This is a genomic window from Stenotrophomonas sp. CCNWLW57 (assembly GCF_037203925.1).
In the GTDB taxonomy this organism is placed as follows: domain Bacteria; phylum Pseudomonadota; class Gammaproteobacteria; order Xanthomonadales; family Xanthomonadaceae; genus Stenotrophomonas; species Stenotrophomonas rhizophila_A.
In genome coordinates this window covers 385,051-408,006 of sequence record NZ_JBBCBJ010000001.1, presented here as the reverse complement: position 1 = coordinate 408,006, position 22,956 = coordinate 385,051, and the positions used below count along the sequence as shown (strand labels likewise).

Below are 22,956 nucleotides of genomic sequence, written 5' to 3'. Positions count from 1 at the left end.
GATCAACGACGGGCTGCGGCAATTGCTTTGATGCGCGCCTGGGCCAGGGCTTCGCCTACCGCCGGGCCTTTCAGGTGCGCTAGATCCAGATCGCGGGCCTGTACTGACAGTGCCGCTTGGTGCAGCCGCTTGAGTGTTTCACCCTGCGGGTACGGCCGATCCTCGAAGCCGAGGCGGCCACGCGCATCCGCCTCGCAGCACACCGCGATCCGGGCGATCCGTTCCGGCCGCCGGAACCCATCACAACGGCCCAGCAGGTCAAGCACCGTGCCATCGCGCAATTCGTCGATGCGGTGGACGTTGAGATGGTCGCGGCACACCGCCTCGGCCAGCTGGCGGTGATCCAGCGGAACCTTCAAGCGATCACACAGCGCACGCAGCGGTTCCAGCCCGCGCTGCTCATGCATCACATGGCGCGGCCATTCCGCTTGCGGAGTCAGTGCCTTGCCCAGATCGTGGGTAAGCGCGGCGAATCCCGCCAGGTCATCACCCGGCGCCAGCTGCGCGGCGATATCGCTGACCATTTCCTGGTGCACGCCCGTATCCACCTCCGGGTGGTACTCGGCACGCTGCGGCACTCCGTACAGCGCTTCCAGTTCGGGCAACACCGCCCCCAGCGCATTGGCATCGTGCAGCGTGCGCAGGAAGGCCGACGGTTGCGCCGAACCGAGCACGCGGCGCAGTTCCTGCCAGACCCGTTCGGGCACCAGCGCATCCAGCTCGCCGCTGTCGGCGATCTGCCGCATCAGCTGCATCGTTTCCGGCGCCACCGTAAAGCCCAGCGGTGCAAAGCGCGCCATGAAACGCGCCGCGCGCAGCACCCGCAGTGGATCTTCCACGAAGGCGGGGCCCACATGCCGCAGCACGCGCTGTTCAATGTCGCGCACACCGCGGTACGGGTCCACCAGCTCGCCGCTGGCCTCATCGCAGGCAATGGCGTTGATGGTGAAGTCCCGCCGCAGCAGGTCTTCTTCCAGCGTCACCGAGGGATCGGCATCGACGACGAAGCCCCGGTAGCCGCGCCCGGACTTGCGCTCGGTCCGCGCCAGCGCGTATTCCTCGCCCGTATCCGGGTGCAGGAATACCGGGAAATCCTTGCCCACGGCCTTGTAGCCCAGCGCTTCCATTTCCGGCTGGGTAGCGCCGACCACCACCCAGTCGCGGTCGCCGGCAGGACGCTGCAGCAGGCGGTCGCGCACGGCGCCGCCAACGAGATAGATCTTCATGGGCCCATGATGCCACGGCCGGCAACACCGGCCGTTGGCAGGCGCTCAGTCGCCGCCCTTCTCCGCATCCGTCGGGCAGGTGAATGCCTTCCGCTTCGCCTGCAGCCGCCCGTTCATGCGGTCGGTGACCGGCAGCGCGTCCCCGTTGAGACGCCAGTCGTAGATCACGCTGAACGCGAGAATGCGTGCAACGTACTCGCGGGTTTCCTTGTAGCTGATGGTCTCGATCCAGATATCCGGATCGAAGCCCGGCCGCTGCGACTGCCAGCGCGCGGTCGGGGTCGGTCCGGCGTTGTACGCGGCGATGGTCACATAGGGCAGGCCTTCGTACTTGTTCATCAGCTGGCGCAGGTAGGCAGTGCCGATGGCGATGTTGGTGTCGGCGTCATACAGGCTGGCCGCACCGCCATAGTTGGTCAGGCCGATGGTCTTGGCCACGCTCGCGCCGGTGGCCGGCAGCACCTGCATCAGCCCCATCGCATTGGCCGGCGAGCGGGCCTTCGGGTTGAAGATGCTCTCGGCGCGGATCTCGGCGGCCACCCAGGCCGGGTCGATCGCATTGCGCGCCGACTCACGGCGGATCGCATCATCGTGGTGCAGCGGGAAGCGCAGGCTGTACAGGCGCTGCTCTTCCGGGGTCTTGCCCAGCGAGAACACCGCGCGGTCGAACCAGCCGTTGTCGCGCGCCACTTCCACCGCAATACGGCGCTGCGTGGTGTCGAAGCGGGTGAGGGCATCGTTCCACTCGGCCACCGCCCAGCCCGAACGCTCGATCCTGAACAGTTCCATCGCGCGCACGATCGCCGGGTCGCGTGCCACCGTGGCCTGTGCCTGCGCACTGTCCTTGGGTTCCACCGGGCACAGCGTGTAGGTGCTCTGGCCCAGCTGGTCGGCGGCCAGGAAACCATGGAAGGTGGCCGCGCGCGCCGCTTCGCGGTACAGCGGCAATGCCTCGTTGCGCTTGCCCGTCTTGTCCAGCATGCGCGCCTCGAAATAGCGCCAGCGCGAGTCGCTGCGCTGCTTCGGCTCCATCTTGCGGATCGCCGCCAGCGTGGCCGGCCAGTCGCCGCGCGACATCGCCTCGCGTGCCCGCCACTCGTGCAGGCGCTCGTCATAGGCCGAATCCGGCACGGCATTGAGCCGGCGTGCGGAATCGGGCCCATAGGACGCCACCGTCCATAGCGCGATCTGGTACTTCACATCCGCCTGCTGGGCGGCGCTCAGCTGCAGCGCGTTGGCGTACTGCGGCAGCTGCTGCTCGGTCGCGTCCGGGTCGGCCTTGGCCAGCTTGGCCAGGCCATCGGTGGCGATGCGCCGGCTGCGTTCGTTGCGCGGCCAGTTCAGCGCACTGGCATTGGGCTTGTCCACGAACGCGGCATAGGTGTTGGCCAGCGCCAGGTCGGCGGCCGGCAGCCCGCGGGCGGCACTGCGCATCACCGCCGGCTCCTGCGCGTCGGCCGCGGCATCGATGCGCTCCCAGCGCAGCTCCGCGCTCATCCCGCCCTTGGCATCCAGCACCGCAAAAACGGGATCGCAGGCATCGGGCAGGGACTTGCCGGTGCTGCGCCAGATCGCCTGCGCCTCACTGACCCACTGCGCATCGGCCTTGCCGGTAGCTTGGCGCGCATTGAGCTGGGCGCAGCGCAGGCCGACATTCTCGGTGGGCGCCCAGTTCGCCAGCAGGGTGGGCCAGTCCTGGCGCCGGGCTACCGCCGGCAACCACACGCTGCGGAAGCTGCTGGCCACGGCCTGGCCGTTGTAGCGCTTGAGAAAGTCCTGGGCCTGGGCAGTGGTGACCGTATCGATGTTGCGGCGCAGGTTGGCGTACTCCAGCCAGCCATACAGCGGGTGCTTTGCCAGCCCCGCCGCCTGGCCGGGATCGAACTGGCCGCGTTCGGCATTCTCGATGGCCGCCTTCATCTGCGCGCGCTGGGCGTCCAGGCTCTGGGCACCGGCATCGGCGCCCACGCCCGTGCAGGCGAGCAGGGTGGCGGAACTGAGGATCAGGAGGGGGAGTCGGTTCATGCCGAAAGGATAGCGGGCAGGGGTGAAAGCCGGTGACGGCAAGCCAACTCAATGATGAACAGCACCCGTCGCCCCCCTGAACAGGCGCCACGCACCGGCGTAATGTCAAAGCCACCAGCCCGATGGCAGCAGGAGACTCAAACCAGATGGTAGCGCCGGCCGTTGGCCGGCCCGCAGGAAAAACCAACAACAAGGACTCACACCATGGCATTCAGTGCAGCAGGCAACTCCGGACCACTGGCCGACATCAACGTCACCCCGTTGGTGGATGTAATGCTGGTGCTGTTGATCATCTTCATCGTGACCGCCCCGATGGTGTCCATGCCCATCCCGGTCAACCTGCCGCAACCCACCACCGTGGTACCGCCCACCGCACCGCCACCGCCGATCGAACTGCGGGTGGACGCCAGCAACCAGGTCAGCTGGAACGGCCAGATGGTTGCGGTCAGCTCGCTGCAGCAGCGCATGCAGGACGCCGCACAGGCCAACACCGGCAACGTTCCCGAACTGCGCATCGCCACCGACCCGAACGCCGAGTACGACGTGATGGCCAAGGTGTTGGCTGCGGCCAACAACGCGCACATGGAAAAGATCGCGTTCGTGAACCCGTAGCAGAACGAGCGGCCCGCCGAACGGTGGGCCGCTTCCGCGTCACCAACAGCTACGCTGGTAGGTACCGTCCGTTGGTCGGTACTCTCTCTGACTGCACCGAAAGCAACACCGCCTGCATCACCAGCCACTGTCGCTGCGCCTATCGTCTTGTAGGAAATCCCCGCGTAAGCCTGTAAGACAAGCCGAAAATCGCGGCAAAAGAAGCGCCAGTCACACCATTGAGTGAGAGCGGTCACACTTTCCCGCCTTGCCTACAACGCATCCATCGCGCATAAACCTCCCTGTCACTCACCGCCCGCACAGTCGGTCCACGCGGTGACGCCCGAATGATGTTTCCAGTCAAACGCGCAGTCTGCCTCCAGGAAGGAGTGCAGGGATGTCCAGCTCAACCCCGCACCGCACGCGCCAACGCGTGCTCGTCAGGGTAGCGGAGCGCACGGAGGTCCCCATTGGGATGTCCAGAAGAAAAGCGGTGGCTATATAAACGTGTATCCAGGAGGTAGGACGCGATGAGCAATGATGGCTTGGTTGAATTGAAGGCGGATGCCGTCACTTACTACTCCGTGCGCGATGAGTATGCATTTTTTGACTGGCTTGGGAAGATGGTATGCGTTAAAAATCACTATGGAAAAGGCACGGAGCTCTACATTGTTGTAGATCGGGCGGCCATATCACAGGGCGAACTCTTGGATCTGATTGCATTCTTCTACAGGTACAATATTTCAATGGGACAGTTGCGCGAGTTTGACGTGCCTGAGTTCTCTGGCTGGTTTCGTCGAAAGGACGCATACTGGAATAGTCGGGTTTTCGGCGGAGCCGATGCACCCTGAGGAGGTGAAAGTGCGGTTCTCGCCTTGGTTGCCCGTCGTTCGGCGGGCTTGTTTCGAACGTCGTTGTCTTCAAGTTCGCCGTTGATGAAGCGAAGGTCGAAAAGATGATCGTGGTGGTTATCCTTGCGTTGCTGTTGGTCGGATTTTGGCTGCGACGGCAGTTATTGAAACTGCGACAGAAAGGGCCGGTCGAACATGGAGACTGATCGCTACGTTATACCTAGAGGAAGCAAGTGATTCCCGGTGAGCTTCTACAGTTTGAGCCGGCGCGATGAGGCGGACGGTTCACCTCATGCTGGTAACCCTGTTGACGCTTTCCGGGTGTGGGCGGACGACGCAGGCCCAAGTCATCTATGACGCGCTTCGGACGGAAAATACCGCTCTGCTGGATGAGAAGTTGGCGCAGGGAGTAGACGTAAACGGTGCTGTGCTCGACGGTTGGACGCCACTCCCATTCAGTGTGGCAAATGGGAAGATTGCGTCAGCGGAATGGCTGATATGCAATGGCGCCGATGTAGACTCGATGGACGGTGGGGGCAACAGTGCTCTCTTTTGGGCAGTGAAATTGAAGAATGAAAGGGCAGTCAGGCTCTTGACCAAGAACGGGGCCGACCCGTGCCTCGCAGGTCCACGGGGCGAGACGGCTGTTTCCATGGCGATGGCGTATGGCCAAACTAAGCTCGCAGAGGAGTTAGGGCGCTGTGGGATGTAGTGCCTGCCGAATGTGCGGTGCTTCAGCGGCATGATCGAGGTCAAACAGGCCGACACGCTATTGGAGGCCTGCGCCTACAACCAGCGAGGAGATCGTGGAAATCGCTTGAATGGGTGCCTTTAATAGAGTCTATGTCCTGGGAAGGCGCGCGGATGAAGGTTTTCTATGTCAATCAAGTATGAGGTTCTGCTTGGTTTGCTACCACGGCCATCCAGCTCCCATGTCGTCTTCGACGATGGTCGTGTAGTGATTCAAGCGCGAGATGGCGATGATCGCGTGATCTTGGAGATAGCGTTTTCCTCGGTGAATTTCATCTGTGTTTCTGATGAAGGTGCTCGGTTGAGGCTTTTTGCTGATATGGGAGAGGCACGTGGTGCTTTGGTTCGGTGTCATGAGGGAACAATGATGAATTACTACATTGAGGAATCACTGGGTACGGCCTCCGGCCCTGGGTTGCTGCACTACATTCTCATGATAGGTGAAGAGGTGATTGACGTGATCTCTCCTGGTGAGCCGGAAGTGTTTCTGAGTTGTTAGTCGAGTTGGCGCACAGGTGGTTTTAGCCTTGGTTTTTGTCAACATATCGCTTCGTGTATAGGTACGACGTATGGCAGGAAGTTTGCGTAGAAGAGTTCGGTCGATCATCACTTTTGCATCGGTCGTTACGCTGCTGATTGCATGCGATGATGGAACTAGGGGGGAGCTTGATTCCAAGAAAATATATGGAGACATGAGTGGCCTGTACTATGGCGCGATGTGCGAATCTGGAAGTCAGGAGCTGAGCAATCTTCGATCCAGGGCGGTCCGGATTGCAGTCGATGGGGATGGCTGCGCAGTTCTCTACTTGGACGGTGTTGATCCTAAGGGAGCGCTGCTGGTATATCCCGGAGGGGACGGCGTCAGGCTTGAGTGCAGTGGACTCGAAGTAAAGCTGAAGAAAAGTGGTGCTCACACCCGTGTCCTAAGTCGGGTTCGAGAGAAGTGCGGTGCGAAGTGAGTGGAGATAGCTTCGGATCCATGTCCTGTATGGAAATCAGGCTTACTGCAGCCAGATTCGGACCGAATATTTCATATGGTTGGGGCGGTGCCTCGAGAGGATCAGCGAGTACGACGACTTCATACGCAGCCTGGTGGGGAGCGGTGGCGAAGTTGAGTTCTATGTAAGTGCGTTCTTGAGCGGATTGTGTGGGTTTCAGTTCCATAGCGCATTGCTCGGTCGGATCGCTGCGGCCGGGATAGGCCGATCGGTTGAGCTGTATCCGAAGGACGATTGAGGAAGCAACGCATAGGGGGCACTGCGATGAAGTCGCTTGGCTGCTTGCTCGTTCTTGTTGTGCTGGGGTTCCTACTTCTGCCCGCACCCGCACCGGCGGCGGTTTCCGTTGGGGGGCGCGTTGCCGACCACGAGCGAACCCTGCCTCAGCTCAGCGCGGTGACAGTGGCGCAGGACACTGTGCTGCAGACCCGCCTTGGCGCGCAGCTGGCCCGCCACCTGGCTGGGGCCACCACCGGTTACCAACGGCTCGACGAGCTGTCGATGACCCTGCACGAGCGCCGGCTGAAGCTGTACGACAGGTTGGGCATAGGGCCGTTGCGGGTTGAGCTTGTCTGGCCAGACCGTTCCTGGACGGTCTACACCATGGACGGCAACAGCAACCGCCGGGCCGGCTATGTCACGGGTCAAAGCCGCGACCCCTACGGCAATCAGCTGCCGGACCAGAGTGCTGCCCAGCGCGCCGGTGCGGTGTCGCTGGTCGGGTCGTACCAGTTCCAGAATGTCCGCAACCGCCAGGCGTGGGTGCGGGCCGCACGGGCGCAGGGCATCCCCGTGCACGTCGACACCCCTTCTGCCACCCGCCTGCGGTGCCGATGGTCGGGCACCGCTTTGAGCTGCCATACGGAATAGGGCGCTTCCGTCCGGAATTCGGCTGCTGCGCAGCCGCTCGTCGGCTTAGATGCGCCGCTCGGTGCCGCATCCGTAACGTCTGCGTGAAATCCACACTTTCATCACGCCTTCATCTTTACAGGTTGTTTACAAAGGAGACGCTGCCGCGCTTCAAGGGGGAGGCGAGGCGGCCCCAGCAAGCCATTCCTTTGGAGAGAGAGCGAATGAACAACCTGCATTACCGCCCCTTGGCGGCTGCCGTAGCGCTGTGCCTGCTGTCCGTCCCCGCCCTTGCCACCGCGCAGGATGCTCCCCGCACCACCACCGAACTGGACCGGGTGGAAGTCACCGGTACCCGCATCAAGCGGGCCGAGGTCGAAGGCCAGGTGCCGATCCAGACCCTCACCCGCAGCGAGATCGAACGCACCGGCCTGAATTCCATCGGCGAGGTGCTGCAGCAGCTGACCGGTTCCGGTTCGGCGCTCAACGCCAAGTTCAACTCGTCGGGCAACTTCGGTTTCCCGCCCGACGGCAGCGGCGTGGGTGCCGGTTCGGCCCAGGTCGACCTTCGCCACCTGGGCGCCAAGCGTGTGCTGGTGCTGGTCGATGGCATCCGTTGGGTCAACGAATCCTCCGCGTCCGGCGTGGGCGCGGCCACCGACCTCAACACCATTCCGCTGGCGATCGTCGAGCGCATTGAAGTGCTCGAAGACGGCGCCTCGTCGCTGTACGGTTCGGACGCGATTGCCGGCGTGGTCAACATCATCACCCGCCGCGAGTTCGATGGCGGCCAGGTCACCGTGAACTACGGTGAGTACAGCAAGGGCGATGGCACCCAGAAGGGCGTGGACCTGGCCTGGGGCACCAGTGGCGACCGCTACAGCCTGTTCCTGGGCGCCAGCTGGACCAAGCAGGACGCGGTATATGCCAACACCCGCGAACAGTCGCGCTACCCGGTTCCCGGCACCGGACTGTCGTTCGGCAGCTCGGCGACCCCGACCGGCCGCTTCATGTTCACCGACCCGAACACCGGCATTGCCTACAACATCACGCCCAACACCGGCGCCACCGATCCCACCTTCAACGGCGTGGGCGGTTGCGACCGCACCGACGATTACCACTGCTTCACCACGGCGGACCGCTTCAACTTCGCCGAGTACAACCTGCTGCTGACCCCGTCCGAGCGCAAGGGCATCTTCGGCCAGTTCCGCTTCGACATCACCGACAACGTGCAGTGGTACATCAAGGCGCTGGCCAACCGCCGCGAATCGACCAACCAGGCCGGTCCCGAGCCGCTGTTCTTCGGCCCCGATGGCGCCACCGGCAACCCGTTGGCCGACAACATCGTCATTTCCGCGCTCAACCCGTACAACCCGTTCGGCTTCGACCTGGATTCGTCCAGCAACCTGAGCATGATCGGCCGCCGCCCGGTGGAAGGCGGGCCGCGCATCTTCGAGCAGGAAGTGAACACCACCTACTTCGCCACCGGGCTGGTGGGCCTGTTCCAGGCCGTCGATCGCAGCTGGTCGTGGGACGTCAACGGCATGTACAGCAAGAACAAGGCCGAGCAGACCAACTACGGCAGTTACAACATCTACAACGCCAACATCGCGTTGGGTGATCCGGCCATCTGCGCGGCCACCCCGGGCTGCGTGCCGCTGAACATCTTCGGCGGCCCAGGCACCATTACCCAGCCGATGCTGGACTGGATCCAGCCGGTGGTGCACGACCGCAGCCAGAACGAGCTCACCCTGTTCACCGCCAACCTGAGCAGCGACCTGTTCACGCTGCCGGCAGGCCCGCTGTCGTTCGCCACCGGGTACGAGTACCGCAAGTACGAAGGCGAATACCAGCCCGATCCGATCACGGTGCGCGGCCACTACAACGGCGTGCCGTCGCTGCCGACCTCCGGTTCGTACGACGTCAACGAGGTGTACCTCGAACTGGCGGTGCCGATCTTCGCCAAGAGCGCGCTGGGTGAAAAGCTGGACCTGAGCCTGGCCGGGCGCTATTCGGATTACTCCACCTTCGGTGGCGAGTTCACGCCCAAGTACGGCCTGCGTTGGCAGGTGACCGACGACTTCGTGCTGCGCACCAGCTATGCCGAAGGCTTCCGCGCCCCGTCCATCGGTGAGCTGTACGGGTCAGCCGCGCGCGCGGATCTGCAGCTGTTCGATCCGTGCTCGGTGGGCCTGGGCGGCACGCCGCCGCGCGGCAGTGCGGCCAACTGCGCGGCGCTGGGCGTGCCGACTGGCTTCCAGCAGGCGAATTCGCAGATCTCGGTCACCACCGGCGGCAACGACCAGCTGGACCCGGAAACCTCGCGCAGCTTCAGTGCCGGCTTCGTGTGGAGCCCGTGGTTCGGCAACAACGCCTCGTGGTCCGAGCGCTTCGACGTGGAAGTGACCTTCTACCGCCACAACATCGAAGGCGCGATCCAGGCCATCGACGCGCAGACCCAGCTTGACCTATGCGTGGACACGCTGGACGCGCTGTACTGCGATGGCATCACCCGTGCGTCCACCGGTGCGGTCAGCGGCTTCAACAACCGCCTCACCAACCTGGGCTCGATCAAGACCGACGGCTGGGACGTGGACCTGTTCTGGACGCTGCCGCAGAGCGACATCGGCCAGTTCAAGCTGGGTTGGCAGAACACGTTCGTGGGCCGCTATGAGGCGCTGGGGGCGGCAGGCCAGCGCCAGCCGCAGGAACCGGGCGTGGAGGTGGTCAACAGCTCCATTCCGGAATGGACCAGCAACGCGACCATTGGCTGGACCCTGGCCAACTGGAACGCGTCGTGGACCGTGCGGCACATTTCCGAGCTGACCGAACAGTGCGGCGACGCGTCCAGCTTCCCGGTGTGTAGTGACCAGGCCGGCGGGACCAACAAACTTGCAGCCACCACGTACCACGACTTCCAGGTGGGCTACAAATTCGACTGGATGAAGGGCCTGCAGCTCAGCGCGGGGTTGAACAACGCGTTCGACAAGGATCCGCCGATCTGCCTGTCGTGCTCGCTCAACGGCTATGACGCGTCGACGTACGACATCCCGCGTGGGCGTTACTGGTACCTGCGCGCGGACCTGCGGTTCTGATTGAAACGCAGATTGAAACGCAGAAAGCCGGGCTTGGCCCGGCTTTCTGCTTGTTACCGGCCACCCCGACCAACGGTCGGGTGCAACCTTAGAACGACCAGGTGAAGGTGATCGAGCCGTTGCGGCCGTCGCCGTAGGCGCCATAGCCGTTGATCTGCGAGAAGTATTCCTTGTCCAGCAGATTGTTGAGGTTGGCCTGCACGCTGAACTGCGGGGCCAGGCGGTAGCGCACGAAGGCACTGACCAGCGCGTAGCTCTCCTGCTCGATGCGGCCGTAGGCCGGCACCGGGTAGTAGATGCCGTTCTGCCAGTTCACGCCGCCACCGACGGTCAGGTCGCTCAGCGCCTGCGGGGTGTAGCTGGTGAACAGCTTGATGGTGGTCTGCGGCAGGTTGGTGTTGATGTCCGCGCCGTTGATGTCCTTGGCCACGTAACGCGAGGCACCGAAGGTGGCGTTCCAGCCCGCCGCCAGCTCACCGTTCAATTCCAGCTCGAAGCCACGGCTTACCGTGCCGCGCGCGGCGATGTAGGCGAACTCGTTCGGGCTGCCCTGCACCGGAATGGTGGTGGCCTGGCCCACGTTGTCCTGCTCGATGCGGAACACCGCGAGCGAGGCATTCAGGCGGTTGTCGAACCAGGCGGCCTTGACGCCCACTTCGTAGCTCTTGCCGTCCACCGGATCCAGGTAGCTGCCGTCCTGCTGCTTGAGCGTCTGCGGCTGGAAGATTTCGGTGTAAGCGGCGTAGGTCGACCAGGTGTCGTTGAGGTCGTAGACCAGGCCGGCATAGGGCGTGGTGACCTTGTGCGAGCGGTCGGCGCCTTCGCCTTCGCTCTTCCAGTCGGTGTAACGCGCACCGAGGATCAGCTTCAGCGGATCGGCCAGCGACAGGCGGGTGGCGGCATAGCCGGCCTTCTGGGTGATGGTGCCTTCGCTCTGCAGCGGCAGGGTGTCCAGCCAGTTGGGTTCCGGGAAATCGGCAACGCCGCCCAGGTAGTTGTCCAGCGGCGCCCAGCCCCCCTGGTAATCACCATAGTTGGCGTAGCGGCGCTTGTTGTAGCTCAGGCCGGCCATGACCTGGTGCTCGCGGCCGAACAGCTGGAACGGGCCTTCGACGTAGCCGTCCACCGCATCGACCTTGCGCTCGGTGTTGTAGAAGCCGGCCGACGGGGTGACGCCGGCGCCGGTGACCGGGTCCAGCAGCGAAGCACCGGTGGTCCAGTCGTTGTAGGCCGGGTAGAACAACTTGTCGTCGGCCTTGGTCTCGTCATGGGTGGCGCCGACGCGAACCTTCCAGTCGTTGGCGAAGCCGTGTTCCAGGGTCGCGAACAGGCGCTTGCTGGTGGTGTCCCAGTAGGTCCAGCGCGGATTGGCGCTGAACGATTCGTCGAACGGGGTCGGCGAACCGTCGGAGAACAACATCGGGAAGCCGCCCCAGGTCACGCCGTTGGCGCGCTTCTGCTGGTAGTCGTAGCCCACGCTCAGCTGGGTGTCTGGGGTCAGGTCGGCGTCGATCACCGCATAGCCCAGCGTCTTGTGCTGGTCGTAGCCGTCCATCTGCGATTCGGTATCGAGGTAGCTGCCGATCACGCGCGCGCGCACCGAACCACTGGCATTCAGCGGGGTGGTCACATCCACGGTGCTGCGGGTGCGGCCCCAGCTGCCGACGTTGACCGACACGCTGCCGGTCAGTTCGGCGCTGTCGGCGTGCTTGCGGATCAGGTTGACCGAGGCCGACGGGTTGCCCGCGCCGGTCAGCAGGCCGGTGGCGCCACGCACCACTTCCACGCGGTCGTACAGGGCCAGGTCCAGGCCGGAATCGCCGTAGCTCCAGTTCTGCACCATCTGGGTGGGCAGGTTGTCGTACTGGTAGCTGTCGATATAGAACCCGCGCGAGTAGAACTCGGTGCGCTCGGTGTCGGACTGGGTGCTGCTCACGCCGGTGGTGTTGGCCAGCACGTCGATGATGTCATCGAGGTTCTGGTCCTCGATGCGCTGGTGGCTGATGATGCTGATCGACTGCGGGATCTCGCGCGGGGCGAGGTCGAAGCGGGTGGCGGCCGAGGTCTTGCGGACCGAATAGCCCTCGGCGCGCTCGCCCTTGACTACGATCTTGTCCAGGGTGGTGGCGTCGGCGCCGATGTCCTGCGCGAAGGCGGGAGCCGCAGCCAGGGTGGCCAGGGCGATCAACAGCGCCTGCGGCAGGCGGCCTTGCGGCAAGGTGCGGGACGGCAGAGCGGAAGTACGGGTCATCAGCGTTTCCTGGGCGGCGGCGCGCACCAGGCGGCCATCCTCGGATGCCGGGCGCTGCAGTCAAAGTGGGGGCAGTACGCGGCTGGCGGGTGCCGTGAAAACAGGCACGGGCGTTGGCAACTGATCGCCGCTGCGCCTCCCTGGCGCGAACGGGATCTCATTATGATAATGCGAATCAGTCCTATCCGCAATGTCTACCGGTCGCAAGTGGGGGGTGGGTCCCGATCAAGGGTCCGGACCTACCAGCGCTTAACATCGGCGGGCCTACCGTTGGTCTCACCCGGGCCGGAGCCCGATCCCAGGAAACGGTGATGATCGCCAAGAACACCCTGTGCCTCTGGTATGACGGGACCGCCGAAGAAGCGTCGGCGTTTTACGCAGCCACCTTCCCAGACAGTTCGGTGCAGGCCGTGCACCGCGCGCCCTCCGACTTTCCCGGCGGCAAGAAGGGCGATGTGCTGACGGTGGAGTTCACCGTGGTCGGCATTCCCTGCATCGGCTTGAACGGCGGGCCGGCGTTCAAGCACAGCGAGGCGTTCTCTTTCCAGATCGCCACCGACGACCAGGCCGAGACCGACCGCCTCTGGAATGCCATCGTCGGCAACGGTGGCCAGGAGAGCGATTGCGGCTGGTGCAAGGACAAGTGGGGGCTTTCCTGGCAGATCACCCCGCGCGTGCTGACCGAGGCGTTCAACAGCACCGACCCGGCCGTGGCCAAACGTGCCTTCGAGGCGATGATGACCATGAAGAAGATCGACGTGGCCAGGATCGAGGCGGCAGTGCGCGGGTAAGGACACGGCAGGTATCTCGCAACGGGTGCCCGGGCGTATCCTCGCGCGATGACTACGTCGCGCCTCTCCACGCTGTTCCCCGTCCTGGCCGTGCTTGGCTCGGTCACTTCGCTTGCCGTGGGTACCTCGTTCGCCAAGGATCTGTTCCCGGTGATCGGTGCGCAGGGCACCAGCGCGCTGCGCGTGGGCTTCTCCGCACTGGTGCTGCTGGCGGTGTTCCGGCCGTGGCGCTGGACCACCACGCGCGCCGATGCGGGCGCGATCTTCCGCTACGGCATCACCCTGGGGGTGATGAATCTGTTGTTCTACATGGCGCTGCGCACGATTCCGTTCGGCATCGCGGTGGCCATCGAATTCTGCGGTCCGCTGGCGGTCGCGATGTGGTCCTCGCGGCGCCCGATCGATTTCGTCTGGGTGGGGTGTGCGGCCGCCGGCCTGCTGCTGTTGCTGCCGCTGGGCCACGGCGAGCCGCTGGACCTGACCGGTGTGCTGTACGCGCTGGGCGCGGCGGTGTGCTGGGCGCTTTACATCATCTTCGGCAAGCGTGCCGGCCACCTGCCGGCCGGGCATACGGTCTCGCTGGGCATGTGTGCGGCGGCGCTGGTGGTGGTGCCGGTGGGCGTGGCGCATGCGGGCATGGCGCTGCTGGACCCGAAGATCCTGCTGTTCGGGCTGGGCGTGGCGGTGGTCTCCAGCGCGATTCCGATGTCATTGGAGATGGCGGCGTTGAAGCGCTTGCCGAAGGAAACCTTCGGCATCCTGATCAGCATGGAACCGGCGGTGGCTGCACTGCTGGCGATGGGCCTGCTGGCCGAGCACCTCACGCCGCTGCAGTGGGCGGCGATTGGCTGCACGGTGCTGGCGTCGGTGGGGAGCACGTTGACGGCGAACCGGCGGGCGCCGGCGCTGCCCGACCCGGCGGGATGAATCCAATGGTTAGCCGATCGGGCACGCATTTTGTGCATCAACCGCGCACCGGCGCGTCGCCGGCCACGTAGTACGTGGCCGTGCTGCGCGGCAACGGTTCGCGGCCCCGGATGCGGTCGGCGATCTTCTCGGCAATCATGATCGTGGTCGCATTGAGGTTGCCGGTGATGATGCGCGGCATGATCGAGGCGTCCACCACGCGCAGGCCCTGCATGCCATGCACGCGGCCCTGGCCGTCCACCACGCTCATCGCATCGGTGCCCATCGCGCATGAGCACGACGGGTGGTAGGCGGTTTCGGCTCGTGCACGCACGAAGGCATCCAGCTCGGCGTCGGTGCGGCAGTCCGCGCTGGGGCTGATCTCGCGGCCGCGGTACTCGTCCAGCGCGGGCTGGGCGATGATCTCGCGGGTGATCCGGATCGCATCGCGGAACTCCTGCCAGTCCTGGTCGGTGGACTGGTAGTTGAACAGGATGGACGGATGCTGGTGGGGGTCCAGCGAACGCGCATGCACGCGACCACGGCTGGGCGTGCGCATCGACCCGACATGCGCCTGGAAGCCGTGTTCCTTCACCGCGTTGGTGCCGTTGTAATTGATCGCCACTGGCAGGAAGTGGTACTGGATGTTGGGCCAGGCGAAGTCGTCACGGGTGCGGATGAAGCCGCCGGCCTCGAACTGGTTGCTGGCGCCGATCCCGGTGCCGGCGAACAGCCATTCGGCGCCGATCGCCGGCTGGTTCCACCACTGCAGCGCCGGGTACAGCGACACCGGCTTGGTGCAGGCGTACTGCATGTACACCTCAAGATGGTCCTGCAGGTTTTCCCCCACCCCGGGCAGGTCGTGCACCAGCGGCACGCCGAGCGCGGCCAGCAGTGCCGGCGCACCGACCCCGGAGCGCTGCAGGATCTGCGGCGAGGCGATCGCGCCGGCGCACAGCAGCACCTCGCGCCGGGCCTCGACATCGATCGGTTCGGCGCTGCCGCCGGCCAGGTAGCGCACGCCCACCGCGCGCTTGCCGTCGAACAGGATGCGGTCGGTGGTGGCGTGGGTGACGATCTCCAGCCCTGGCCGGCCCTTGGCCATGTCCAGGTAGCCGCGCGCAGTACTGGAGCGGCGCCCGCGCGGGGTCACGGTGCGGTCCATCGGGCCGAAGCCTTCCTGCTGGTAGCCGTTGAGGTCGTCGGTGCGCGGGTAGCCGGCCTGTACGCCGGCCTCCACCATGGCGTGGAACAGCACGTTGTTATCGTTCTTCGGGGTGGCCACGCTGACCGGGCCATCGCCGCCGTGGTAATCGTTGGGCCCGATGTCCCGGGTTTCGGCCTTGCGGAAGTAGGGCAGCACGTCCAGGTAGCTCCAGTCCTCCAGGCCATCGAAGGTAGCCCACTGGTCGAAATCCAGCGCGTTGCCGCGGATGTAGCACATGCCGTTGATCAGCGAGGAGCCGCCCAGGCCCTTGCCGCGCCCGCATTCCATGCGCCGGTTGTCCATGTGCGGTTCCGGCTCTGTTTCATAGGCCCAGTTGTAGCGCCGGCCCTGCAGCGGGTAAGCCAGCGCGGCCGGCATCTGCGTGCGGAAATCCAGGCGGTAGTCCGGGCCGCCGGCTTCCAGCAGCAGCACGCTCACGCCGGCGTCTTCGGTGAGGCGCGCGGCCAGCGTGTTACCGGCCGAACCGGCGCCGATGATGATGTAGTCGTACTCGCGTTTCATCGCGGGGGTCTCCTGGTCAGGCCGGTCAGAACACCGACGCGTAGCGGTCCAGTTCGATCTGGACGGATTTGGTGCGGGTGTAGGCACGCAGCGTGGCCAGGCCGTTCTCGCGGCCCACGCCGGACTGCTTGTAGCCGCCCACCGGCATCGTGGCCGGCGATTCGCCCCAGCAGTTGACCCAGCAGATGCCCGCTTCCAGGCGGTGGATCAACCGGTGTGCGCGGCTCAGGTCCGGTGTCACCACGCCGGCCGCAAGGCCGTAGTCGGTGGCATTGGCGCGACGGATCGCCTCGTCTTCATCTTCATAGGTCAACAGGCTGAGCACCGGCCCGAAGATCTCTTCGCGCACGATGGCCATGTCGTCGCGGCAATCGCTGAAGATGGTCGGGGCTACATAGCAGCCCTTGCCCAGCGCGCCGTCGGTAAGGCGCTCGCCACCGCATACCAGGCGCGCGCCTTCTGTCTTGCCGCTCTCGATGTGCGCCAGCACCCGGCGCATGTGCGCGGCGCTGACCAGTGGGCCGAAGTTGGTGTCTTCGGCCAGCGGATCGCCGATGCGGATACGGGCCACGCGTTCGCGCAGCGCCTGCTCGATATCCGCCTGCAGCGCGTGCGGTACGAACACGCGGGTGCCGTTGGTGCAGACCTGCCCGGAGCTGTAGAAGTTGGCCATCATCGCCACATCGGCGGCCAGGTCGATATCAGCATCGGCGCAGATGATCAGCGGCGACTTGCCGCCCAGCTCCATGGTCACCTCCTTGAGCGTGGAGCTGGATGCGCTGGCCATTACCTTGCGCCCGGTGGCGGTGCCGCCGGTGAAGGAGATCTTCTCGATGCCGGGGTGTTCGGTCAGTGCGGTGCCGACCCCGGCGCCATCACCGGGCAGTACGTTGAACACGCCATCGGGCAGGCCGGCTTCGGTGAAGATTTCGGCCAGCTTCAGCGCGGTCAGCGGGGTCACTTCGCTGGGCTTGAAGATCATCGCATTGCCCGCCGCGAGCGCAGGGGCCGCCTTCCACAGCGCGATCTGGATCGGGTAGTTCCAGGCGCCGATCGCGCCGACCACGCCCAGCGGTTCCTGCCGTGTGTAGAAGAAGCTGCCTTCGCGCAACGGCACCTGGCTGCCTTCCAGCCCGTGCATTACCCCGGCGTAGTACTCCAGCACGTCCGCGCCGGTGACGATGTCCACGCTGCGGGTTTCGCTCAGCGGTTTGCCGGTGTTGAGGCTTTCCAGTTCGGCCAGGTCGTCGTTGCGTTCGCGCAGCAATGCCACCGCGCGCAGCAGGATGCGCGAGCGCTCCACGGTGGTGAGCGCGGCCCAGGCCTTCTGGCCGGCATGGGCGCTTTCCACCGCGGCATCCAGGTCGTCGCTGTTGGCGCTGTGCACATTGGCAAGCACCTCGCCGTTGGCCGGGTTGACCACTTCGAAGGTGCGGTTGCCCTGCGAGGCCACATGGCGGCCGCCGATGTACAGCAGCTGGTCGGGGAAGGTGGGCATGTCGATGACTCCTGTTTGCGTCGGGAGACCAGCGGGTTCAACGGGTCAGATGCAGGAACTGCAGGTGGCGCTCGTACTGGTCGATGATGTCGTTGATGATCTGCTGGCGGCTGTAGCCGACCAGCTCGTAATCCTGTCCGCCTTCGTAGAGGTGCACTTCGGCGCGGTAGTAGCGCTGGTTGCGGAAGCGCTGCGCGGCGAACGAGGGGGTGAGGTAGCCCTTCATCACCACCTGGTAGGTGAACACCTGCTGCTCGCCATGGTCCACGGTGAGCTGCATGTCGCCTGGCTCGAAGCGGGTTTCCACGTCCAGCCCCTTGTCGCGCAGCTGCGCGGCCACGGCCTCGAGTGCAGGGCGCACTTCTTCATCCATGAAGCGGTACACCTCGTCGCGCGCCGGGAAGTGCACGGCCTGGGTGATGCGCTGGCGCCAGCCACGCTGGTGCCGTGATTGCCCCACGACGGGAATGGGCGAGTATTGCGAGGCTTTCTTCCGCTGGGATTCCTCGCCCAATGCACGGGTCAGTCCCCACAGCATCAGCAGCAGCACCACCGAGAACGGCAACGAGGCGAGCACCACCGCCGATTTGAGCGCATCCATGCTGCCGGCCAGCAGCAGCCCGGCGGTAACCAGCGCGGTCATCACCCCCCAGAACACCCGCAGCCAGCGCGGGCCATCTTCCTCGGGCATGCCGCCGTGCGAGGACAGGGTGGACAGCACCACGGTGCCCGAATCGGCCGAGGTGACGAAGAAGATGAAGCTCACGATCACCGTCACGGTGATCACCGCGCGGCTCCACGGGTAGTTGTCCAGCAGCGCGTACAGCACGGTCGGCGGGTTATCCACGGCCATCTGCGCCAAGTGCTCCTGGCCGTGGTGCAGCACCTGGTCCAGCGCGCTGTTGCCGAAGATCGACAGCCACGCCAGGGTGAAGCCGAGCGGGATCAGCAGCACGCCGAACACGAATTCACGGATGGTCCGCCCGCGCGAAATGCGGGCGATGAACAGCCCCACGAACGGCGCCCAGCCGATCCACCAGGCCCAGTAGAACACCGTCCAGTTGCCCAGCCAGTCGGCGCGGCCGCCGTAGGCATACACGTCGAAACTCTTGCCCACCACATTGCCCAGGTAATCGCCCAGGTTCTGCATGAAGGTGCTGAGCAGGTACTGGGTGGGGCCGGCGAACAGCATGAACAGCAGCAGCGCGATGGCCAGCAGCATGTTGATGTCCGACATCCAGCGCACGCCCTTCTCCACGCCGGACACCGCCACGAGGATCGCCGCGCCCATCATCAGCGCGATCAGCGCCACCTGCACCCACGGCGCGTGCGGGATCGGCAGCAGCACGTTCAGGCCGGCATTGAGGTGCAGCACGCCAAAGCCCATGTCCGCGCCGATGCCGAACACGGTGGCCACGATGCCCAGCGCATCCACGGTGTAACCGATCGGGCCGTTGATGCGCTTGCCGATCAGCGGGTACAGCGCCGAACGCAGCGCCAGTGGCAGGTTGTGGCGGTACGCGAAGTAGGCCAGCGCCATCGCCGCCAGCGCGAACACGCCCCAGCCGTGCAGGCCCCAGTGCAGGAACAGCAGCTGCATGGCCTGGCGCGCGCTGGCTTCGCCACCGCCCACGCCACCCTGTGGCGGCTGCAGGTAATGGGTGAGCGGTTCGGACACGCAGAAGAAGAACAGCGTGATGCTGATCCCGGCCGCGAACAGCATGCCGGCCCAGGAGAGATAGCTGAACTCCGGCTCGTCATGGTCCGCGCCCAGTTTCACCTGGCCGTAGCCGGACAGTGCCACCCCGACCACGAAGACCAGGTACACGGTCATTGCCAGCAGGTAGTACCAGCCCACGTTGCGCGACGCCCAGGTCTGCGCTTCCAGCAGCAGCACGCCGGACGAAATGGGAAACGCGGTGACCAGAATGGCGAATGCCGCCACGATCGTGGCGGCAAGCAGGAAGACGGGTCGAAGCGTGCGCACCTCGCTGGGAGGCGTCTCCACGATGTTCATGGATGAAGGGGCTCACGGTGCCGTTGCCGGCAGACCCCACGCATTAGCGCATACGCGCTGTGGACATCCCGTTTACGCGGTCAGCGCAGGGCGTCGCTCGGCACGTCGATCTCCATGGCCAGTGCCAGGTGATCGGAAAACGCCGCCGGTACCGCTTCGGCACTGCGTTGCTGCAGGCCGCTGCTGAGCAGGATGTGGTCGATGGCCCGGTCCGGCCGCCAGCTCGGGAAAGTGGGTACCGCGCAGCCGGGCGGTTGCAGGTTGGTCTTCTGGTACAGCACCTGCATTTCCGGGCGTTCGGCCAGGCAGTTGAAGTCGCCCATCAGCACCGCGTTGGAATGCTCGGACAACAGATCGGCGATGAAGGCCAGCTGCGACATGCGCGAGTTGGTGCCCAGCGACAGGTGCGCCACCGCGACCGCCAGGCCCTCGTTGCCATCGCCGAACTTGGCCAGCAGCACGCCGCGCCCGCCGATCCGGCCGGGCAGGGCATGGTCCTGGACTTCCACTGGTTCCAGCCGGCTCAGCAGGCCGTTGGCACTGGAGGCCACCCCGCCCATGCGGCGGTTGGGTTGGTGGCTCCAGTAATTGAAGCCGGCGCGCTCGGCCAGGTAGTGGGTCTGGTTGGTGAAGCCCGAGCGCAGGCTGCCGGGGTCGGCCTCCTGCAAACCGACGATGTCGTGACCGCGGGCCAGCTGGGCGATGGCGTCCAGGCTGGTCCGCTTGCGCCCCGCCGGCAGCGCATGCGACCAGCTGCGGGTCACGTAGTCGCTGTAGCGGCGGGTGCTGGAGCCGGCCTGGATGTTGGCCGTCAGCAGGCGCAGGGTCCGCGTGTTGGGGGAAGTCACGACGGTCGCTTGCTCTTGGATGCTCAGTTGCCCTTGGCGGCGCGTTCGCGGGCGATCAGGTGATCGGCGATGCGCAGCATGTCCGGGAAGCTCTTGCCCTTGACCAGGTACTTGCCGTTGACGATCACCGACGGCGTGCCGGTGATCTGGCTGCGCTGGGCGAACTGCTTGGCGGCACTGGTCTTGGCGCTCACCGCGAAGCTCGACATGGCGGCTTCGAACTGCTTGGCATCGGCACCGTGCTTGGCATAGAACGCGGCGATGTCCTGCACCGAATCACGGCCGCGCTCGCCCTTCAGGGCCTGGTCGACGTGGATGGCCTTGTACAGCGCTTCGTGGGTCTTGTCTTCCAGGTTCAGCGCCTGTGCGGCGTAGAAGGCCTTGGCGTAGTCATCCCAAGTGCCGCCGAACATGGCCGGCACGTAGACGAAGTTCACATCGCTCGGCAGGCCGGCTTTCCACGGCCCGATCAGTGGCTGGAACGCAGCGCAGGCCGGGCAGACGAAGCCGAAGACTTCGGCCACTTCGATCTTGCCGGTGGCCGGCTGGAACGGCTTGCCGTTGGCGATGACCACGTAGTCGGTGCCTTCCACGGGCGCCGGACCGGTCGGCTGCGAGGAAGCCGGTGCCGGGGCCGGGGTGGTGGCTTCGGCAGCGGCGGTCTCGGCGGCGGCGGTTTCGCCGCTGGCGGCCGGTGCGGCCTCGGTCGGGGCCGGGGCGGTTTCAGCCGCCGGGGTGCTGGTCGGCGCAGCCGGTTCGGTCGGCGTGGCGGTGTTGGCGGTGCCGTCCTGCGCCTTGCAGGCGGCCAGGATCGGCAGCAGGGCCATGAGCATGAGGGCGAAACGGGTCTTCATCGAAGCGTCTCCAGCAGAGCATGTTGGGGCCGGCGCGTCGGGCGCCGGCCAGGGGGGAATGATGACACGCGGCCGCCGGGGCGCCGCGTGCAGGGTGCGTGACGGTTCAGCGAGCCTTCGCGGCGCGTTCGCGTTCGCGGGCGATCAGGGCATCGGCGTTGCGCAGCATGCTTTCGAAGGACGTGCCCTTGACCAGGTACTTGCCGTTGACGATCAGCGACGGGGTGCCCTGCACCTTGACCCGCTGCGCGAAGGATTTGGCGACGGCCAGCTTTGCCTCCACTTCATCGCTCTTCAGCGCGGTGGTGAATTGCTGTTCGGTCACGCCGTAGTCCTTGTAGAAGCCGGCCAGCTCCGTGGGCGACACGTTGGAGAGGGGCAGCGAGCCCTTTTCATGCAGTGCATCGAACATCGCCACATGACTGCGCTTGGCCACGCCCAGCTGGTCGGCGGCGTAGTAGGCGCGGGCATAGGAATCCCAGTAGCCACCGAACACGGCCGGCACCGGCGTGAAGCGCACATCCTTGGGCAGCTTCTTCTGCCAGGCCTGCAGCAGCGGCTCGAAGTGGGCGCAGTGCGGGCAGGTGTAGCCGAACACTTCCGCTACTTCGATCTTGCCGGCCAGCGGCGCCAGCGGGCCGGGTGCCTGGATCACTTCGTAATCCTTGCCTTCCACCAGTGCGGCGGGGGCGGGCGCGGCCAGTACGGACAGGGGGCTCAGGGCCAGCAGCAACAGCATCAGGCGGGGCATCAACGTCATCTACATCCATCTCCATCGGAAAAAACAACGCCGGCCCAGTGCCGGCGTGGCAGTGAACATAACCCGCCGCCTGGGCGGGGCGCATCTGTCATCGGTCCCGGACAGCCGTCATTGGCGTGCACCGCCCACGGCCGAACGCGGCGCGGCGGTGGCCACGTCATCGGCGCGGTTGTGCAGGCCCTGCAGGTAGCTGCCCAGTGCCTGGATTTCCTGTTCGGTCAGCGACTTGGCGATGGTGGCCATGATCTGGAAGTGCGCCTTGTCGGTCTGTTGGGTCACGCCGGCCTGGTACTCCTGCAGCCGCCGCGCCACATACGAGGCGTGCTGGCCGCCCACGTGCGGGTAGGCCGGGCCCGGGTTGCCGGCCCCGGTGGGGCCGTGGCAGGCCATGCACGCCGGAATGCCACGCTGGGCATCGCCGCCGCGGTAGAGCTGCTGGCCGATTTCGTAGAACTTCTTGTCCTTGTACGGACCTTCGGCCACCAGGCTGTCATCGGCAAGCCCGGCGCTGGCCTTCTGCGTTGCGAAATACGCACCGATGTCGCGCATGTCCTGGGGGCTGAGGTCCTGCACGAACGGCACCATCGCCGCCGATGCCCCGGACGTGCGCTGGCCGTTGGCGATCAGGGCCATCTGCTGGGAAGCGTAGCGCTCGCTCTGGCCGGCGATGCTGGGGTACATCTCCACCGTCGAGTTGCCATCGGCCGAGTGGCACGCCGCGCAGGCGGCAGCCTTGGTCTGGCCCGCCTTGGCATCGCCCCACGTGGTCTTGCTGAAATCGACTTCGAGCGACGCCGTCCTCACCGGCGTGTTGTCCGGCAGCGGGGTCACTGCGGTCTGGGCATAGGCAACAGCGGCGAGCAACGATACAGCGACAGCGGAAACGGCAAGAACGCGAGCATGGCGCATGCGGAAGC

The 22,956-nt window shown here is 65.3% G+C and carries 17 protein-coding genes; 7 read left to right on the top strand and 10 right to left on the bottom strand.

Translation table 11 applies throughout. The annotated features are described in order from the left end of the window. Nucleotides 1-2 precede the first annotated feature (2 nt). On the bottom strand, nt 3-1,226 hold the full coding sequence (locus V9K91_RS01790; RefSeq protein ID WP_307106129.1) for a multifunctional CCA addition/repair protein: 1,224 nt from the start codon (nt 1,224-1,226) through the stop codon (nt 3-5). A 45-nt stretch (nt 1,227-1,271) separates the two neighbouring features. After that, nucleotides 1,272-3,251 carry a transglycosylase SLT domain-containing protein gene (locus V9K91_RS01785; RefSeq protein WP_336442598.1) on the bottom strand — a complete coding sequence of 660 codons (1,980 nt, stop codon included), beginning with the start codon at nt 3,249-3,251 and terminating at the stop codon, nt 1,272-1,274. Between the two features lie 204 nt (nt 3,252-3,455). Between V9K91_RS01785 and V9K91_RS01780 the strand changes: the two genes are divergently transcribed. The 5 genes from V9K91_RS01780 (at nt 3,456) to V9K91_RS01760 (ending at nt 10,385) form a co-directional block, all read left to right on the top strand. After that, the gene (locus V9K91_RS01780; RefSeq protein WP_068854013.1) at nt 3,456-3,863 is read left to right on the top strand and encodes a biopolymer transporter ExbD; all 408 of its coding nucleotides are present in this window, start codon (nt 3,456-3,458) and stop codon (nt 3,861-3,863) included. A 509-nt stretch (nt 3,864-4,372) separates the two neighbouring features. Beyond that, nucleotides 4,373-4,693: a hypothetical protein gene (locus V9K91_RS01775; protein ID WP_306987532.1), complete on the top strand. Its 321-nt coding sequence runs from the start codon at nt 4,373-4,375 to the stop codon at nt 4,691-4,693. An 877-nt stretch (nt 4,694-5,570) separates the two neighbouring features. Further along, nucleotides 5,571-5,942 (top strand): hypothetical protein, encoded by a 372-nt coding sequence (locus V9K91_RS01770; protein ID WP_306987533.1) that lies wholly within the window; start codon nt 5,571-5,573, stop codon nt 5,940-5,942. Nucleotides 5,943-6,705: 763 nt separating this feature from the next. Beyond that, nucleotides 6,706-7,311, top strand: coding sequence for a hypothetical protein (locus tag V9K91_RS01765; protein ID WP_306987535.1), 606 nt, complete (start codon nt 6,706-6,708; stop codon nt 7,309-7,311). Between the two features lie 203 nt (nt 7,312-7,514). Beyond that, nucleotides 7,515-10,385 (top strand): TonB-dependent receptor, encoded by a 2,871-nt coding sequence (locus V9K91_RS01760; protein WP_336442597.1) that lies wholly within the window; start codon nt 7,515-7,517, stop codon nt 10,383-10,385. Between the two features lie 88 nt (nt 10,386-10,473). Here V9K91_RS01760 and fhuE read toward each other — a convergent pair whose 3' ends face one another. Beyond that, complete coding sequence (gene fhuE, locus V9K91_RS01755; RefSeq protein ID WP_336442596.1) at nt 10,474-12,636, bottom strand: ferric-rhodotorulic acid/ferric-coprogen receptor FhuE; 2,163 nt, start codon at nt 12,634-12,636, stop codon at nt 10,474-10,476. A 311-nt stretch (nt 12,637-12,947) separates the two neighbouring features. On the opposite strand from fhuE, the gene V9K91_RS01750 reads away from it, so the two are divergent. Both V9K91_RS01750 and V9K91_RS01745 read left to right on the top strand, forming a co-directional pair. Continuing rightward, entirely contained in the window at nt 12,948-13,427 is a 480-nt protein-coding gene (locus tag V9K91_RS01750; protein WP_068854008.1) for a VOC family protein, read from the top strand. A gap of 48 nt (nt 13,428-13,475) precedes the next feature. After that, nucleotides 13,476-14,354, top strand: coding sequence for an EamA family transporter (locus V9K91_RS01745; protein ID WP_093533549.1), 879 nt, complete (start codon nt 13,476-13,478; stop codon nt 14,352-14,354). Nucleotides 14,355-14,391: 37 nt separating this feature from the next. On the opposite strand, the gene betA is transcribed toward V9K91_RS01745, so the two are convergent. The 7 genes from betA to V9K91_RS01710 form a co-directional block, all read right to left on the bottom strand. Beyond that, nucleotides 14,392-16,062 carry a choline dehydrogenase gene (betA, locus tag V9K91_RS01740; RefSeq protein ID WP_068854006.1) on the bottom strand — a complete coding sequence of 557 codons (1,671 nt, stop codon included), beginning with the start codon at nt 16,060-16,062 and terminating at the stop codon, nt 14,392-14,394. A gap of 25 nt (nt 16,063-16,087) precedes the next feature. Next, complete coding sequence (gene betB, locus V9K91_RS01735) at nt 16,088-17,560, bottom strand: betaine-aldehyde dehydrogenase (RefSeq protein ID WP_307107935.1); 1,473 nt, start codon at nt 17,558-17,560, stop codon at nt 16,088-16,090. 37 nt (nt 17,561-17,597) lie between these two features. Further along, nucleotides 17,598-19,577 (bottom strand): choline BCCT transporter BetT, encoded by a 1,980-nt coding sequence (gene betT, locus V9K91_RS01730; protein WP_336442595.1) that lies wholly within the window; start codon nt 19,575-19,577, stop codon nt 17,598-17,600. An 80-nt stretch (nt 19,578-19,657) separates the two neighbouring features. Then, on the bottom strand, nt 19,658-20,395 hold the full coding sequence (locus V9K91_RS01725; protein ID WP_176472599.1) for an endonuclease/exonuclease/phosphatase family protein: 738 nt from the start codon (nt 20,393-20,395) through the stop codon (nt 19,658-19,660). A 53-nt stretch (nt 20,396-20,448) separates the two neighbouring features. Beyond that, entirely contained in the window at nt 20,449-21,279 is an 831-nt protein-coding gene (locus tag V9K91_RS01720) for a thiol:disulfide interchange protein DsbA/DsbL (protein ID WP_093533552.1), read from the bottom strand. A 106-nt stretch (nt 21,280-21,385) separates the two neighbouring features. Then, a complete protein-coding gene (locus V9K91_RS01715) occupies nt 21,386-22,039 on the bottom strand; it encodes a thiol:disulfide interchange protein DsbA/DsbL (RefSeq protein WP_306987540.1) in 654 nt (217 codons plus the stop codon). Between the two features lie 108 nt (nt 22,040-22,147). Next, nucleotides 22,148-22,948 (bottom strand): c-type cytochrome, encoded by an 801-nt coding sequence (locus V9K91_RS01710; RefSeq protein ID WP_217535852.1) that lies wholly within the window; start codon nt 22,946-22,948, stop codon nt 22,148-22,150. Between the last annotated feature and the right edge of the window lie 8 nt (nt 22,949-22,956).